Raw genomic sequence first — 16,699 nt, 5'->3', positions numbered from 1 at the left:
GCAGAGAATCTTTGAAGAAAACCCGATAACGAAATATCATTCAATCAACTTGAGAATATTGCTTTACCTGCTTGGAAATAAGGACAATTCCACCTTTTTCACTTTTAAACGGCAAGCAAAAGAAAGGGGCTGTCCCATTTCGGCCAGCCCCAACTTCCGGAAACAATCGCAGAAAAGAATGTTTCCGCTATGCGAGTTTCATCAAAAATTACATTGCGCTTTTCACCTGAGTAAGCATCTGCTTTATTTCGGCTCGCTCCGGAGAAACTTTCGCCGCTTCTTCCAAGTAACCGGCCGACTCTTTGAATCTGGCATCGGCAACCGCCTTTTCAGCCGCATATTTCTCCGCATCGGTATTAGCCAACGGAGCGGCTTTCTTCAGAATATCGGCACCATTGTTATAACACAGAACACCAAGGCTGTACAAAGCATCTGTTTTATATTTCTTGTTGTTCAGCGTGCTTACTTTTTTATAACACTCTTCGGCTTCGGCAAGTTTACCGGCTTTTTGGGCGTTAACTCCTGCTTTCAGCAGATAAACGCCATAGTTTTTTTCCAGTGCCTCGTTGCCCGGGACAGCCTTTAGCCCCTCTTCCAAAGTTGCCACATATTCATCATTTTTTTGTTGCGCTTCCAAAGCCATCGCTTTGCGGACGTATGAATTTCCCGTATTATAATTCTTCTGAATAGCTATATCGAAATAAGTTGCGGCTTCCGCATATTTCTTCAGCTTATCCGCTGCAATACCGCAATAATAAGCCACTGCAGAGTCATTATTATCGGTAAGTTTCAGATATTCGCTGAACTTTTCATATGCCACCGGATAGTTTTTCGCATTAAACGCGCTTCCCCCTTCTTTTTTCAATTGGTTAGGATCATTTTGTGCAAAAAGACCGGATACAGTTATACAAAAGACAAATAAAGGAATTAATTTCTTCATAATTTTAATGTGTTTTTAGTTATTATTCTTTCAAAAGTAAAAGTAATAATAGAAAGGCGTATAATGATTTTTGTTTTTTTGTATTTTTTTTGAATGTTATATGGCGTTCGTTCCTTTAGCCGGAAAACAAAAAAAGCAGCTACCGGAGTAACTGCTTCACTGTGATTCCGAAGCGATTCGAACGCTTGACCCACGCCTTAGAAGGGCGTTGCTCTATCCAGCTGAGCTACGGAACCATCCTTAATTGCGGTGCAAAGGTAGTGTTTTTTATAGAATCTCAAAAACATTCCGCCATTTTTTTATGAATAAAAATCTTTATTATTTATTTGTCAACCGCTTACCGATCGAACGTCTTATCGGAAGAATATTGCAATACACGTGTTACCGGGAAAATTGAAAGAAGAAATCCGGATAGAGATATATATTTTTTCCAAAATCTACAATCCCATCGGCAAACCCGACAAGTACCAACATACAAACAAGAGGGTCCATACCAATAATATACACAATGAATACCTCCATGTGTATTTCAACAGCGAACCATAAGTGATGTTTTTATCGTATTGCCGCATGTAAGTCAGCACCAGAGGCATATAGAACAGAAAAGGAGTGATGGCGTTCGTCGAACTGTCTCCGATTCGGAATGCACATTGAGTGACGTCCGGAGAAATACCCATTTGGGCAAATATCGGAATGAAAATGAATGACATGAAAGTCCACTTCGAGGTAGCGGATACCATAATCAGGTTGACAAAGGCGGTGAAGCCGATGAATAAAACAAGCGCGGAGAGCGGAGCGGGTTCAAACGAAGACAATAAATCGGCTCCCATGATGGCCAGGCATTTATCCAGATGGGAATATTCGAAACAAGCGAACATTTGCGCCGCGAAAAAAGCGATGACGAAATAAACGCCCAATAGCTTTATCGGCAGGGTAAGGCCTTCGATCACATCGTTGTCGCCACGATAGTTGCCGGAGCTGAACCCGTATGCCATACCCGTGATTCCTATTCCCAAAGAAAGCAGGAAGAGAATGCCCGCAATGAAAGGCGAGTGCATGAGTCCGCCGTTTACACCGCGCAGAATGCCGTAAGAAGAAAAAGTCAGCCATAAAATGATCGCCACATAAATAGCCGCCACAACCACCGACATCATGATTCCCCGGCGTTCTTTGCGCGATAAGGGCCGATAGGCTTCTACTTTCACCTTTCCTCCGTATTCACCCAAAGCAGGAAGCAGATAACGTATGGTAACCCAATAAACGACACCGGCAATCACCGCAGTCGACACGCTCATAAAGAAGTAATTGCAGAGCGGTTCTGTGTTGCCTTGATATCCGATCAATGTCAAGGCTGCTTCCTGAGTGATATGGGCCAGCAGAGGATCTACCGTACTCAGCACGATATTCGCGCTATAACCGCAAGCCACCGACACGTATGCCGTCACAATCCCTGCTATGGGGTGAAGCCCCACCCATTGAAACAGCATCGCTGCAATAGGGAGCAAAATGATATATCCGCCGTCTCCGATGGCATTCGACAGCAGCCCCAGAATAATCACTCCCCAAATAATCTTCTTTTTATCATGGTTCTTCCCCACCCCCATGCGGATGCATGCATCAATAAAGCCGGAGTGTTGCGCGACTCCCAAGCCGAACATGGCGATAATCACCATGCCCAACGGGGCAAACCCCGTAAAATTCTTGATGGCATTCCGCAACCACCAGCGAATCCCTTCGGGACTCAGCAGGCTTTGCACACGAATGTCTTCGCCGGACTGCGGCAATGTCACCTTTAAACCGTAAATATCACATATCCACGATAAGAAAACGACTGCCAGCGTCAGCAGGAAAAACATCGTCGCCGGGTGAGGTATGCGCCATCTATTCTTCATCCGCTTCCAAATTATCCAGATCAAGAATACGCAATTCCAATGCCCGCACAGCCAGACGGGTGGCATTTACCCCGACACGCTCTCCGTTCGGGAAAAGCCGGCCGATAAGATCGTTCTGTCGCTTTTCCAACGATTTCACACCGAAAGGCATTCCTTTCAGGTTGGCGATCATTTCTTTAGTATATCCCAAAGCCAGGTGACGGAGGAAACGCTCGTCGTATTCATCGATGTCGTAGTTTATCACGGCTTCCTGCCGTTTGGCGTCATTCACCACCGACTGTTTAAAACGGTCTACGATCTTTTCCAGAATAGGATAGTTGAACACGAGCTTCTTTCCGTCCATCACCGCCTGAACATCCGTTTTAGTGAGCAGTTCGCCCGTTTTTAGAATGATTCCGTCGGCTCCGGCGTTCAGCACGTCGACCCATAGTTTCTCATTCAATATTTCGCCGGTAAAGATAAGCACGCGCACGCCCTTATAACGTTTGAAGATGTTTCGGCAAATCTCTACCCCGATAGTGGTAGAGCCCCCGAGTCCGAGATCCAACAACACCAGATCCGGCAATTGAACCTCCATCAACGGCCAGAATTCGCTTTCGGTCATGGCCGTACCGATGACTTCCGCATTCGGAATCTCATGACGGAAAATCTCTTCCGTCCCTTTCAATTCCAGTTTTACATCTTCTACAATGATGACTTTAAACTTTTTTTCTTCCATTTTCTCTTATTCAAATAACTTTTTATGTGTGTTTCTTTTATTTGCGGGGAACAGTAAAGTAAACGGTAAACCCGCCCTCTTCGGCAGGCTCCGCATTGATGCGGCATCCTCTGCGTCCGGCAAACTCGTCATGATCGCGGATAATCTGTTTGCAGACCAGATATTCCGTTCCTTGCAGCTCGCCTTTGCTTCCGGACGTCATACGCTCCAAATCGGGATAGAAAAGCCTGTTCAGTTCGTCTACGCTCTTTTCGCGGCGGGTATCGGTGAAAAGAAAACGAACAAACTCGTCTTCCACGCGAACCTCCAAACGAATCACTCCTTCGCTGCGTACTGTGAGCGCTTCGTCAATCAGGTTTTCCAGCAAGAAGCGAAGCTGATTGACATCACCCAGCACTTTTGCTTCGGCGGATACCGTAACAAACTCGATTTTCTCTTTCAGGTTCTTCGATACTTTCCGGAAATATTTCGCGGCAGCGTCCAGAAGTTCCCGCACCTCAACCGTGCTTCTCCTGAAAGTCACCTCCTCCAGTTGCCGCGACGCGCACGAACTCAATATCGTAAAAATGCCCTTATAGTATTCAATCAATTCGGTAATGGTTTCCACAGCCTCTTTCTCTTCATCCGCAGGAAGATTCTGCCAATGAAGCCGTCCGATGATTTGCTTGATCTTATTGGGATAATACACCGTCTCGTGCTTAATCGTCGACAAACAATTGTCGAGCACCATATTCTGCACATGAAGCATGCTGTCTTCCCATGAAGCGCGCCGGGCTTCCTCATGCGCCGACTCGATATCCCTGTACTTGGTAGCCAGTTTTACTACCGCGTTGAATACGACAATAGCCACATAGCGGGCGATAAGCTCGAGAAGCAGATGATCGGTCTCCTGTTCTGTTCCTTCTCTTCGTTCCAGATAGAAGACTCCCACGCACTGATGCTCTCCTCCCGCCTCCACCATCAAAGGCAAGGCCCGGCGGTTCTCCTGATAAAGATACCTGCGAACGTCGAAACACTGCTCCACCAATTCCGGCATTTCCCCGCGGGGATGTGAAGCATACTCCAACTGATGTGTGCTCTCATTGTATACGGCAATTCCCATCCTGTCGATCGAAAGCAGTTCGTTCACCGCTCTGAACGACTTATCCACAATGCTTTGCGGAATCTCCCGAAGCGTGTCTTCTTCCCGTTGAAGCGCTTCGGAGTTCTCCTTGGGCCGAATCAAAGAAGCCGCGAAAACTTTCTGATTGATCTCGAGCACTTGCTCCAGATTCAACCTGTTCTGCAGCCGCTTTCTTAAATATAGGAAATAATAGCCGACGAGAGAGACGATCAGCAAAACGATGCAAAGGATAATACCCACGATTTTGTTATTGTTCGACCGTTCCAATTGCCTGCAATAGCCTTCCAGACTTTTATCCTCCCCCTGCAACTTATACAGGTCGGTAAATGCGGCGTTGTTGTAACGATAGGCATTGATCCGTTTCAAAGCCAGAAAAGCGACAGCCGCTTCATTGCGTATGTCGAGAATAACATGGTAGTCGGAATCGAAAAGTTCGTTCCACCAGACAATCTCCGCTGCGGTCCCCTCGCCTTCCAACGTCATGTACCGATGCGGACGGGCGCTCCGCGAATACCTCTTGTAATGAGTATTGAGCAGGGTCATCGCAGAGTCTATATATTGCAAAGCCGTCTCGTACTTTTTATCCACATTGGCAAAGTAGGCAGCATTGGCATAATCGGAAGCCTCGTCCAGCAACTCTTCGTAAACGGAGTCGGCAATATGGGGCATCACGGTATCCGTTTGCGGATTTGCCGGATGAGATTCATGCACGCACGACGCAAATGCGAAGGGAACCAACATGCAAAGCAATATTCCCAGCGCCTTTCGCACTCCCAGAGGCAACCGGAAATAAAAACGGCTTCCTTTACCCGGCTCACTTTCCACGTCAAACAAGCAAACCCGGAACAGTTCGTTCGTTTTTTTGTATTTCTCGATAATTCCCTTGCAATTCATCAGTCCGAACCCGCTCCCCTTGTTTTCTTTCAGTTCTTCAGGATCGGCCGCATCTTTCATGCCTATGCTGCGAGAATCATACACCTTTTCACCGATGATGTGGGCAACGTCTTCCGCCGAAAGCCCTCTTCCGTTGTCTTCAACCGAAATCTCCACATACTCGTCCGCCGCCTTTGCGTAAATCTTCACATGTCCCCCCTCCGGAGTGTACTTTCGAGCGTTCTCGGCCAGCGTATTGATCATGAAAAGCGTCAACGCCCGGTCGGCTTTCACCATAAAGTCGGTAGGCTCTATCTCCAGTTTCTGCTTTTTCATCTCGAAGGCTCTGCGCCCCTTTCCCACCAACTCAAAAAGTTCATCGAGCCCGAATGTTTCGATATTGAGGCTGAGCGATCCCTGCTTCATCTTGATCCACAAGGCAAGTATATCGTTATATTCATTGATGGTAGTCACCAGTTCATCGATATACTGATACTTCTCTTTTTTTATCTTTTCATTATTGATATATCCCTTGCCGGTCAACTTGTGAACCTCGTTCAAAATACGGTCGATGTAGGGAGTTATACCGTTCACGATGGCCATACAAGCCTTCTTTTCCAGATTCCGGCGTTTATTTCCGGCAATGTGCTGTTCGTAAATATACCGTTGCTTTTCCAATTGGCTGCGTTCATCGCTCAACACCGCAACCATCTGCTCATTGTCCACCGCCCATTCGATATAAGGCTGCAATACATGCACCAATGCCCTTTCATCGCGGCTTAAACGACCCGACGGAACCAATGCCGCTTTCCCGTCTTCCGGTATTTCCAAAGCCATCCTGCCTTCTCCGAACAGTTGATCGATTCCTTTCTGAATCAACGGTACGTCCATCGGTATGGAAGACGTAATATCCTTACAAAGGGAAAGCACCCGTTGCAGACGTTCTATCTCCGCAAGATTGGTTACTTTGGAACGTTTATTGAAGAACCACCATAAAATAATAACCAATACCAGTCCGGAGATTACCAAAAGAAGAACCAGCGTCACCTGTCTCGAACCGGCTTCCAGCGAAAGATATCGGCTCTCCAATTCTTTATCCTGACGGGTATAATTAAGTATATCCAGATAAATATTCCGGTTGTAATCGGAAGCGGCCTTTTGTCCCAACCCGGCATACGAAACGCTTAATTGCTCCCTGATACGCGCTATCCATTCCGGAACGGTCTTTGTCTTATTCTTCCCAATCCATGCCGCACCCATCTCCCAAGTCGTATCCCGTTCGGCATAAGGAAGCAGTTTATCCGGCATATCGCTCGAATGATAGTATCGGTAATGGTGCCGGTTCACGCACTCCAACGCTTTCGACAAGGTATCCAAGGCTTCCGCATAATGCCCGTGCACATTCAGGTACCTGCCGATGGTGACATAGGCTCCCGCTATCTGGTACAAGTCATCGTACGCACGAAACTTCTGCAAGGAAAGCTGAGCCAGCCGCAAAGGGAGAAGCGAATCGTGCGGATATCCGAGCTGATTCAGCGCATGCATTCTCCGGCTTCCGAAGAAATCTATATTGCCGGAAGGAATCATCAGATTGGCAAGTCCCTGCAACCCATTGCCTTCAAAATAAATCCGGTTGCTCTGAACCGACAAACGCCAAGTCAGGTACAGTTCGTCGAACTCATTCAGTTTCTGCTCGTCGGGTGTTCTGCCTTCGGTAAGCGAAGCCGATCCTTTTATATAGTGATAATATAACAGCTGGCTCGTATCATTCCGCATCTCTTCTTCCGTGATTTGTCCGAGCGAGGCCCATGCTTCCCGACGCTGTTGGAGATAATAATAATAAATGGAAGAAACAATGTGAAATTCTGAGAAAGCATAATTCATACGAAGTCTTTCATGGCGTCCGGTAAACAGGTCGCTGTCTTCACGGACGCGCTTCATCCGCCGCAAAGCGCTGTTGCGGTAATCATAGAACTCTTTGTTCATGGCCTTCCGCTGATAGATCTTCATCAATCCGATGTCGGCAATGAGCAGTTCCAGTTCGTTTTTGGTCAGTTTATACACTTCTTTATGAAGCGCTTCGGCGCGGTCGAAGTCCATCCTCATGAAAGCGCAAAACCCCAGATTGTTGCAAGCCTCCGCTTTCCCCGAATTATAAAATTTTACTTCCCGGTAAGCATAGTCGGCATATTGATAGGAAGAGTCCAGACTGCGGTAACGAAAAGCGTAAGCTTTCCCATTCAACGAATCGATGAGGCTCACCTCTTTCGTCGGCACCATGTCGGTACACGAAAAGAAAGAGGCGAAAAACAATACGCCTGTTATGATATATACAGAAAAACGCGGGGCCATTTCATCCGTTGTCTATTTTCAAAAAGCAAATCTACAAATATTTCCGATAAGTTGGAGAGAAATCGTTTTTTTCTACAATAAGTCTTTCAAAATGATAATAGAAATTCCTACCTTTGCAAGGAAATTAACAAACAGGTAACAACCATTATACAATGAGCGAAAAAGAACCTTTTATGATATTTTCGGGAACAAACTCGAGATATCTGGCAGAAAAAATCTGCGCAAGCCTTAATTGTCCTTTGGGAAAAATGAACATCACCCATTTCGCCGACGGCGAATTTGCGGTATCTTACGAAGAATCTATTCGCGGAGCACACGTATTTCTTGTTCAATCCACTTTCCCCAATTCCGACAACTTAATGGAGCTCCTCCTGATGATCGACGCCGCCAAGCGGGCATCCGCCAAAAGCATCATAGCAGTCATCCCGTACTTCGGATGGGCGCGTCAGGACAGAAAAGACAAACCGCGCGTATCTATCGGCGCGAAACTGGTGGCCGATCTGCTTTCGGTAGCGGGAATCGACCGCTTGATCACGATGGATTTGCACGCAGACCAGATTCAAGGGTTCTTCAATATTCCGGTCGATCACCTTTACGCTTCGGCCGTATTCCTGCCGTACATCGAATCGCTGGAACTGGAAGATTTGGTGATTGCCACGCCCGACGTAGGAGGTTCGAAGCGTGCCAGCACATTCTCCAAATATCTGGGAGTTCCCCTGGTGCTGTGCAACAAATCGCGCGAAAAAGCCAATGAGGTGGCTTCCATGCAGATTATCGGCGATGTGGAAAACAAGAATGTGGTTTTGGTAGACGATATCGTAGATACTGCCGGAACGATTACAAAAGCGGCGAACATCATGCTGGAAGCCGGAGCCAAATCCGTGCGCGCCATTGCCAGCCACTGTGTAATGTCCGATCCGGCGTCATTCCGCGTCCAGGAATCGGGCTTATCTGAAATGGTCTTCACCGACAGTATTCCTTATTCCAAGAAATGCGTGAAAGTAAAACAGCTGAGCATCGCCGACATGTTTGCCGAAACGATTAAAAGAGTGGTAAACAACGAATCCATCAGTTCGCAATACATCATCTGACCGGACGCGCAAACCGGAACAATCATCGTGATGTTTCATTTGTTTCATGCCGATGAAACTTTTGTTTCCCACCGGGGAAACTTTTGTTTCATCAGCATGAAACTTTTGTTTCCCACCGGGGAAACTTTTCTTCCATTTACTTCTTCATAAAGCACATGTGGTTTAATGTTTTTAGTTGACCACTTTACGGCTTATTCTCAAAGTCGGTTGACTCAGTTAATACTTATTTTTATTACGAGTTGACGCTCGTTTACTTCTTCATAAAGCGACGGCATTGTCTCTTTCTCCCGCAAACCGGCACTTCCGGTTGCCCTCTCTCCGTTTTATTTGCAAGCGGGCTGATTCGAAAGGCAGGGAAATCTGAAAAACCGGCAAAGGTCGATAAAACTTGTCAACCCGCTGATCAGGAAGCAAAGTTTATCGCATAAAATTTCTACCTTTGCGTGAAACCAATCTTTACCGGAATGAAAAAGCTGATTCTATTCTTTGTCTTGTTATGTCCGGCGGTGTATCTTTCCGCACAAACGGAATTTCCTTCCGATACGCTGCGCCGTTCTCCTTCGGCAAACATCAAAGAGTTCGGAGGCTTTCTGCTGGATATGGGATTGATGAGCGTGCTTCCTCCTACCCTCCCCAAACAAATGCAGGAGATGCCTTCGAATCTTACGAAAGACTACAACAAACTGTTTTTTCTGAATAACGATGCCAGCTATACACAAGGATTCAGCAGCGCATTTTCTCCTTTTTCTTCCGGGCTGACAGGAAGATACGGCAGCTTCTCCCCGTCGTCCGACTATCTGCAAATGGGCAGTTTCAAACTAAAGAACGGTATGCGGATAAACACGTACGGGAATTATAATTCCAAAGGATGGAGAGTGCCCGACCGCAACGCGCTTCCCTGGGAAAGGAACAAATTTCAAGGAGCTTTCGAGCTCAAGTCGGCGAACGGGCATTTCGGCGTCCGGCTCGAGGTGCGGCAGGGAACCAACATGGGGTATTGAGACAATTCGGAGACGATGCGCCATGCCGCGCCTGAGCGGGGAAGCGTATGCTTGAAGCGCATCAAGACAATCCGGCGGCTACGCCCACGGCTTGGCGAATGCGGTCGGCCATACCGATTCCTCCTTTGATATTTCCCGCCAATATAAGTCCCGGATAAGCACGTTGCAACTTATCGATGATTTCGAAACGGGCGCCACTGCCGACATCGTATTGCGGGATGGCCCGGCGGTGACGGAAGATGCGCACAAGATCGGGCCGAACATCTTCGGGATAACCGAGCATGGAATGCAGCGTCTCCCTTACCATCTGCTCGATCTCCTCATCGGTTTTATCCAGATATTCCGGATGTCTCACCCCTCCCACAAAATAAGAAAACAGCATGCCTCCTTCAGGAGCGCGGCCGTCAAAGCAAGAAGAAGGAAACAATATGCCCAACACATCTTTCTTCTCGCACGAAGGAACAAGTCCGCCGAAAGCCGGATGCTTCTTTCCGCCTGTGTCATGCAGACCGACAGCAATTTGCATGATGGGCGCATAATGAAGGGCGGCAATCTTGTCCATGTCTTCTTTTTCCACGAACGGCAGAATCTGCGGCAACGCGTACGCTCCGACGGTAGTCACCACTTTCTCGCAATCGATGCACTGCTTCTCTCCGGCAGCCGACAGAAAAGAGACTCTCCAACCTTGCGCGGCAGGCTCTACCGTCACCCCTTTCACAGACAAGGTTATCCGGTCGTTTCCAATCGCCCGTCCCAACGTCTGAACCAAATGACCGAATCCTCCCCGCGCCGAAAACACTTTCTTCGTAGCCAACCTGTCACGCTCCGTCTTGGGCGCTTTGGCTTTGGCTATCGCTCCCCGTATGAAACTTCCGTGATTCTGCTCCAGATTGTACAGTTTCGGAAGGGCATAACGGGTGACCAGCCTCATGGGATCTCCCGCATATACGCCCGATAAAAACGGATCGACGGCATAGTGCAGAAAAGAGTTTCCCAGACGGCGACGGGCAAGCAGCCCGACCGGTTCGTCGGGATCGGTTCCTTTCGGACGAAACGGCTCGCCCAATATCCGAAGCTTGTCTTTGAAACTGAACAAAGGCGTGCAAACAGCCGACAGAAGCCCCGAAGGCAACGGGCGGAACTTTCCTTTTTTCCAGATCAACCTTCTTTTGGAATCTTCACAAGCCGTCTCCAGCCGGCATTCAGGCGACAGGCTTTCGAACAGTTCGGCTACTTCGGGATAAGAAACCACCCCCGTGTTCGGGCCGCTCTCGAACGTAAACCCGTTTTCGGTATACGTCCGTATCTGTCCGCCAATGCGGTCTTGCTGCTCGAGTACCTCCACGTCTTTATTTTTACGTGCGAGTTCGTAAGCGATGGTCAGGCCGGTCAGCCCGGCTCCGATTACCACAATTTCACGACGACGTGTCGAAGATGTATGTATATCATTCATAACTTGACAGAGAATTAAATAGGTTTGGAAAAAGACCGGGTGGAATGCAGCATCAGCCTGTCGAGCGAGGCTGCTACGTTCCGCACGAACGGAGAACCGGAAACGGTCATTGCCAGTTGCCGCTCGTCAAACTCGATCAATCCGTCGGCGGCAAATCCCGAAAGCGTATCTTCATCGTAAGCGGTGGCGCCTTTCACCTCATCGGCAGAAAGGTGCAAACGTCCGGCGAGTTCGTTCCAATCGATCCGGTAATTGCACATCAGACTCTCGATCACCTCGCGGGTTATCTGTTCCTCGCGGTTCAATGTATACCCTTTGACGATGGCAAATTCATTCCGGTTCATCGAATCGATATACCTGCCGATGTCTTTCGTGTTTTGTGCGTAAGCTGTATCCAACTGGCTGATGCCGGTAACCCCGAAGGCGTACACCTGTGCCGTCGTCCGGCGGGTACAATATCCCTGAAAATTGCGGTGCAGCCGATGATTGTCCAAAGCTTCCCGGAGTTCGTCGTCGGGACGAACGAAATGATCCATGCCGATGGAGCAGTACCCCGCATCGTGCAACAACGAAACTGCCTGCGTAAAGATACGGCTCTTCTCCTCACCGACGGGAAGTCCCGCCTTCTCGAGAATAAGCTGCCGTTTGTTCACCCAGGGAACGTGGGCATAGCTGAAAGTGACCAGACGGTCGGGAGCCAGCCCGATGGCTTTGGAAACAGTACGTGAGAAAGAATCCGCTGTTTGTCCGGGCAAACCGTAAAGAAGGTCGAGGTTGATGCGCGCACCCGTTTCACGAATCAGCGAGAAGATTTCTTCCATCGGCAGCAAAGAAGGACGTCGGTTGACCGTTTTCAATACCGCCTCGTTAAAGTCCTGCACGCCTATGCTGTATCGGTTGAATCCGCAACGCGTAAGTTCCCGCCAATCTTCCCGGTTCAAGTATCCCGGATGACATTCGATGGCTATTTCGGGACGTTCGATGGTACGGAATCCGGACAACAAATGCTCATTCAGTTCACGAATCAACGGCATCGGCAAGGCAGTCGGGCTTCCTCCTCCGTAATGAATCTGAGAAACCAGCCTGTTCTTGTCGAGCAACGGAATCAGCAGGTCGATTTCTTTGTGAAGAGCCTTCACATATTCTTCCACTTTCTCGGGACGAGCCATCGGGAAAGAGTTGCATCCGCAATAATGGCACAGATGACGGCAGAAAGGAATGTGAAGGTAAAACGAAACATGATTGTTTTCGGCTGTGTTCGACAGCTTGACGGCATCCGCATACTCCCTGCCGGAATAGGATTCGAAGTAGTTGGCGGGAGGATAACTCGTATACCTCGGGACCGGGATATTGTATTTTTCTATGATGCTTGAGTTCATTCGATTGATTTTTGATAAGAGTCGGTACGGAAGAAATAACGGATATACAACAAAGATACAAGAGCAAGCGCCACTTCAACCGAAAACAAGCCTTGGTATCCGAGGCGATCGGCTATCGCGCCGCTCAGCAAGGCGACCAATATTCCGCTTAAATGGGTCAGCACGGTCTGAATGGTGAAGTCGGTCCCTTCGCACCCCGGACGCACACAATCCATCGAAGTGGTATAAACCACGATGCTTGCCATCCCGTAGGCGCTCCACAGCAAAACAATGCCGACGCAGATGGCTGCCGTAGACGGATGAAACCACGATAAGCTCCAGAAGTAGACGGTAACGGCAAGCGTGAATACGGCAAAAAGAAAGCGGGCTTTGTGCCGACCGATGCGGCGGACCGCCAGACCGGCGAGAAAAGAAACGACAAAAGCCGCCGCCGTGCCCAACACACCGCTCAGCACTCCGATCTCTTTCATCGAATAGCCCAGATCCACCAGATAGGGCCGAAGGACCGAAAGTATGCCGATAAGGCTCGAATAGTAGAGCACAAGAAATCCGATCTGCGGCCAGATGCTGCGGCGGGCAAAGAACCATATGAAATCGGTAAGCCGCGCTCTGCGCGAAAGTTCTTTGGGGGCTATACGTATCTTCTTGTTTAATAGTAAAGGGATGACGGCGATAAGGACAAATACGCTCAGGCAGGGAAGCACCACATTCCATCCGTAATGCTGCAACACGAGCAGCAACACTCCTCCCCCGATGAGCGTTCCGCCGAAACTGCCCATCGACTGCATGCTGTTGACCATGCTTTTATCCTGCTTGCCGAAAGAAAGCACAGCCAGCGCGTCGGTCGCTATATCCTGAGTGGCGGAGGCCACGAGGGAAAGAAAGACAAGCAGCAGAATAAAATAGAAGTCGGATTCGAGATGAAGCAGGCCTGCCAACAGGATCAGCACGGCATATACGATTTCGGAAGCAATGATAAATTTCTTGTAATCGCCGACCGTAATACATTGACGGTCGACCACCGGCGACCATACGAACTTCAATATCCACGGCAGCTTGATGATTTGCAGCATCGCAATAGACGAAAGCGAATAATCCGCCTGACGCATCATCACCTGTATGGCGGTGGAGAAAAAGCTCATCGGGATGGCTTGGGCAATATACAGGCAGAAGAAAGTACCCAGACCGAATACTTTCTTCCGCGAATGGCACATGACAGTCAGATTCATTCTCATTGGCGCCTTGTTTACAGATCGACAATGAGCGATACGCCTGCACTGCGAGGCTTGCCTCCCTGCGCATAGCCTCCCGCCCTGAGCCGTGTATAATAACTCAGATAGAACGTATCCGTCAGATTCTTGCCCCATAGCTCGCAAGTAAAGCGTCCTTTGGATGCGCTGACCTTGGCATTCAGCAGGCCATAGAAGTCTTGCCGCACGTCGTTCGTCTCGTTCCAGTAGAGCGGCCCGGCTCCCGTAAAATTGGCATTGAAAGACAAACGGTCGAATATCCGTCCTATATTATATAAGGTATAGGAGGCATTGACGGACAACGTATGTCTCGGAACCAAAGGAAGGAAATTGCCCGAATAATCGGTCTTGGCATCTTCCATATTCTGCTGATAAGAAAGGAAACGGGCGTAGGTATAACCATAATTCACCTGCACGGCAAAGTTCCGCAACGGCTGTCCTTGCAGCGAGCATTCAAAGCCTTTGCTATCGGAATGCCCGGCATTTCGGGTGACATTCCCCCGCGGTATCCGCTGATCGTACTGCTGGTCTCTCCAGTCGACATAGAAGATGGCTGCCTCGGCGGTAAGCCTGCTGTCGAACAAGGCGGCTTTCGCTCCGATCTCGTAATTCCAGTTATATTCCGGCTTGAAAGTAAATTCATCGTCCTGCGTGAACGTGACGTTGAATCCGCCTGCTTTGTAACCCTTCGAAACGCTTGCATACGCCATGCCGGAGGCTGGAAAAATGTATTGCAACGAAAACTTGGGAGTGAGCTGGCTGAAATGAAGCTTGCTGTCTACCCGCTGTGTTTCTTTCCGTTCTCCCCCGAACGGATGCTTGTAGGCTGCGTAATGATCCGAAGCATGCTCGTAATCGTAGCGCACTCCCACCGAAGCCGAGAGGCCTGCGTAGATGTCATACGTGGACTGATGGTAGAAAGCAATGCCGGTGGTGGGAATATCGTAGTATTTAGGCGTACTGTATCCCTGCGCCAAAAAGCTGACCTCCACCCGGTTATCCACCTTTTGATAGAAGGCAAAGAGTCCGGCTATCCAGCGATAACGGCTTTCATTGTTCGATTTGAACGTAAACTCCTGACTGTACATATTCTGCTTCAGGCGGGTATCGGCAAAGTATAAAGATTCCGGCGTAAAATCCTGATCAACCCCCAATTTCCCGTCGATGTACTGGTAAGCCGTCTGGCTGTTGAAGCTGAATTTCTCCCCTTCATAGCGGAAGTTCAAGCCCGAAGTCAGCAGATTCCGTCGGTAACTGCTGACACTGTCGTAGTTCACCGAAGAGAGTTTTTCGGTCTTCACGTCGTAAGCGCCGTACGGGAAACCTCCCTGATCGGTATAATCGTAAGCGGCGCTGAGCCGTGCCGTCCATTTGTCCGCAGGCTTCCATACCACTCCCGTGCGAAGGCTCACGTCGTCTGCCTTGTTCGCTTTCTTTCCTGTATACAGATTGGTAAAGACGCCGTCGTTGCGGTGGTAATTCCCCGTAACCGAAAATCCCAGCCGGTCGTTCAGTCTGGCATACGAAGAAGCCATCAGCAGCACATCATTGCGACTGCCGTATCCGACTTTGAACCGAGTGTTCCGGTAGTCGAGCGGAGAGCGCGTGTAAACGTTGATGATTCCGCCTATCGTGTTGCGCCCGTATAGCGTTCCCTGCGGGCCGCGAAGCACTTCCACCGTACTGATGTCCGACATATCGACATCGAAAGCCGAATTCTCGAAATGAGGCACTCCGTCTATGTACAATCCTACCGAAGGGGCACCGCGTCGCGATCCTACGCCGCGGATGTAAATGGGCGAACCTTGCTTGGAACCGTAATCAGGCATGTAAAAGTTGGGAAGCATGGCACTCAACTCTTTGATTCCCCGCACCTCATTCTCTCTCAGAAAGCGGCCGTTGATGGAAGAAACCGATAGCGGCGAACGGTTCAACTTATCTTGTTTAAAACCTACCACCGTCACTTCTTCCAAAACAATCCTCTTGACTGCTACGGTATCGAGGTCGGTGGCAGAAAGCCCGAAAGGCAGTAAAAAAAGAGCGGAACAAATAAACTGTTTCATCATATACTCATCAAATTTCCCGCAAAATTAAAGGTTGACCGCCTTGTACGCAATCCTCATTTCTTAGGATTTTGAAATGATTATTAGCACACACATACGCATAAAATTAAATTCTATATTCTAAAACTTATATACTATAATTATTAGTCTTCAATATAATATTATCTATTATGTAATCAAAAATATATTATATTTGTATATAATTATTCATACATCATCCAAAACCTATCAAAACAAAGATGACAAGTAAAACAAAGAGAGAGAAAGAAACAATAATTATCAACATTAAAAAACAATGAAAAAGAAACAGAGAAGAAACGATTTGATTGGTTTTATGCATGAACTTATATCCCATTTGCATGCAGAAGGACGCTACGGCACCGCACATGTGTATCGGAGCACGTTGAGACGCATCATCGAGTTTGAAGGAGGACGCAAAGAAATCCCTCTTACAAACGTTACCACCTGTTGGCTGAATGCCTTCCAAAATTATCTTTTGAGTCGGGGAGCCGGTTCCAACACCATATCCACATACATACGCATGCTACGGGCTACCTACAACCG

At 48.4% G+C, this 16,699-nt stretch carries 11 protein-coding genes and 1 tRNA gene; 3 read left to right on the top strand and 9 right to left on the bottom strand.

Annotated elements, in window-relative coordinates:
* Nucleotides 1-208: 208 nt before the first annotated feature.
* The 5 genes from GGR07_RS11780 to GGR07_RS11760 all read right to left on the bottom strand — a co-directional run bounded on the left by GGR07_RS11780 (nucleotide 209) and on the right by GGR07_RS11760 (nucleotide 7,898).
* A complete protein-coding gene (locus tag GGR07_RS11780; RefSeq protein WP_021646993.1) occupies nucleotides 209-940 on the bottom strand; it encodes a tetratricopeptide repeat protein in 732 nt (243 codons plus the stop codon).
* 162 nt (nucleotides 941-1,102) lie between these two features.
* A tRNA-Arg gene (locus GGR07_RS11775) sits at nucleotides 1,103-1,176 on the bottom strand.
* Between the two features lie 201 nt (nucleotides 1,177-1,377).
* Nucleotides 1,378-2,832: an AbgT family transporter gene (locus GGR07_RS11770; RefSeq protein WP_021645821.1), complete on the bottom strand. Its 1,455-nt coding sequence runs from the start codon at nucleotides 2,830-2,832 to the stop codon at nucleotides 1,378-1,380.
* Nucleotides 2,822-3,550 (bottom strand): DUF5932 domain-containing protein, encoded by a 729-nt coding sequence (locus GGR07_RS11765; protein ID WP_021645822.1) that lies wholly within the window; start codon nucleotides 3,548-3,550, stop codon nucleotides 2,822-2,824. The genes GGR07_RS11770 and GGR07_RS11765 overlap by 11 nt, the downstream gene beginning before the upstream one ends.
* A 37-nt stretch (nucleotides 3,551-3,587) precedes the next feature.
* Nucleotides 3,588-7,898, bottom strand: a complete 4,311-nt coding sequence (locus GGR07_RS11760) for a DUF5113 domain-containing protein (RefSeq protein ID WP_081691771.1) — start codon at nucleotides 7,896-7,898, stop codon at nucleotides 3,588-3,590.
* Between the two features lie 152 nt (nucleotides 7,899-8,050).
* Between GGR07_RS11760 and GGR07_RS11755 the strand changes: the two genes are divergently transcribed.
* A complete protein-coding gene (locus GGR07_RS11755; protein WP_021645825.1) occupies nucleotides 8,051-8,989 on the top strand; it encodes a ribose-phosphate pyrophosphokinase in 939 nt (312 codons plus the stop codon).
* Between the two features lie 464 nt (nucleotides 8,990-9,453).
* Nucleotides 9,454-9,990, top strand: a complete 537-nt coding sequence (locus GGR07_RS11750) for a hypothetical protein (RefSeq protein ID WP_021645826.1) — start codon at nucleotides 9,454-9,456, stop codon at nucleotides 9,988-9,990.
* Nucleotides 9,991-10,051: 61 nt separating this feature from the next.
* Here the strand turns inward: GGR07_RS11750 and hemG are convergent, their stop codons facing one another.
* Genes hemG through GGR07_RS11730 form a run of 4 tightly spaced genes read right to left on the bottom strand, consistent with a single transcriptional unit; the run spans nucleotide 10,052 to nucleotide 16,135 of the window.
* Entirely contained in the window at nucleotides 10,052-11,443 is a 1,392-nt protein-coding gene (hemG, locus tag GGR07_RS11745; protein ID WP_021645827.1) for a protoporphyrinogen oxidase, read from the bottom strand.
* Nucleotides 11,444-11,457: 14 nt separating this feature from the next.
* A complete protein-coding gene (gene hemN / locus GGR07_RS11740; protein WP_039972693.1) occupies nucleotides 11,458-12,822 on the bottom strand; it encodes an oxygen-independent coproporphyrinogen III oxidase in 1,365 nt (454 codons plus the stop codon).
* Nucleotides 12,819-14,057, bottom strand: coding sequence for an MFS transporter (locus tag GGR07_RS11735; RefSeq protein WP_021645830.1), 1,239 nt, complete (start codon nucleotides 14,055-14,057; stop codon nucleotides 12,819-12,821). The genes hemN and GGR07_RS11735 overlap by 4 nt, the downstream gene beginning before the upstream one ends.
* Before the next feature lie 11 nt (nucleotides 14,058-14,068).
* Nucleotides 14,069-16,135, bottom strand: coding sequence for a TonB-dependent receptor (locus GGR07_RS11730; RefSeq protein ID WP_081724053.1), 2,067 nt, complete (start codon nucleotides 16,133-16,135; stop codon nucleotides 14,069-14,071).
* A 295-nt stretch (nucleotides 16,136-16,430) separates the two neighbouring features.
* Here GGR07_RS11730 and GGR07_RS11725 point away from each other — a divergent pair.
* A partial coding sequence (locus GGR07_RS11725) for a phage integrase SAM-like domain-containing protein (protein WP_183200513.1) occupies nucleotides 16,431-16,699 on the top strand: 269 nt, incomplete at its 3' end.

It is taken from the genome of Bacteroides pyogenes (assembly GCF_014196225.1).
Lineage (GTDB): Bacteria > Bacteroidota > Bacteroidia > Bacteroidales > Bacteroidaceae > Bacteroides > Bacteroides pyogenes_A.
The sequence above is the reverse complement of the archived record's forward strand: the minus strand, read 5'-3'. Positions and strand labels throughout refer to the sequence as shown.

Excerpts from the sequence above, each read along its gene's own strand:
- GGR07_RS11780 (WP_021646993.1), bottom strand. The coding sequence starts at position 940 with ATGAAGAAATTAATTCCTTTATTTGTCTTTTGTATAACTGTATCCGGT.
- GGR07_RS11770 (WP_021645821.1), bottom strand. The coding sequence starts at position 2,832 with ATGAAGAATAGATGGCGCATACCTCACCCGGCGACGATGTTTTTCCTG.
- GGR07_RS11765 (WP_021645822.1), bottom strand. The coding sequence starts at position 3,550 with ATGGAAGAAAAAAAGTTTAAAGTCATCATTGTAGAAGATGTAAAACTG.
- GGR07_RS11760 (WP_081691771.1), bottom strand. The coding sequence starts at position 7,898 with ATGGCCCCGCGTTTTTCTGTATATATCATAACAGGCGTATTGTTTTTC.
- GGR07_RS11755 (WP_021645825.1), top strand. The coding sequence starts at position 8,051 with ATGAGCGAAAAAGAACCTTTTATGATATTTTCGGGAACAAACTCGAGA.
- GGR07_RS11750 (WP_021645826.1), top strand. The coding sequence starts at position 9,454 with ATGAAAAAGCTGATTCTATTCTTTGTCTTGTTATGTCCGGCGGTGTAT.
- hemG (WP_021645827.1), bottom strand. The coding sequence starts at position 11,443 with ATGAATGATATACATACATCTTCGACACGTCGTCGTGAAATTGTGGTA.
- hemN (WP_039972693.1), bottom strand. The coding sequence starts at position 12,822 with ATGAACTCAAGCATCATAGAAAAATACAATATCCCGGTCCCGAGGTAT.
- GGR07_RS11735 (WP_021645830.1), bottom strand. The coding sequence starts at position 14,057 with ATGAGAATGAATCTGACTGTCATGTGCCATTCGCGGAAGAAAGTATTC.
- GGR07_RS11730 (WP_081724053.1), bottom strand. The coding sequence starts at position 16,135 with ATGAAACAGTTTATTTGTTCCGCTCTTTTTTTACTGCCTTTCGGGCTT.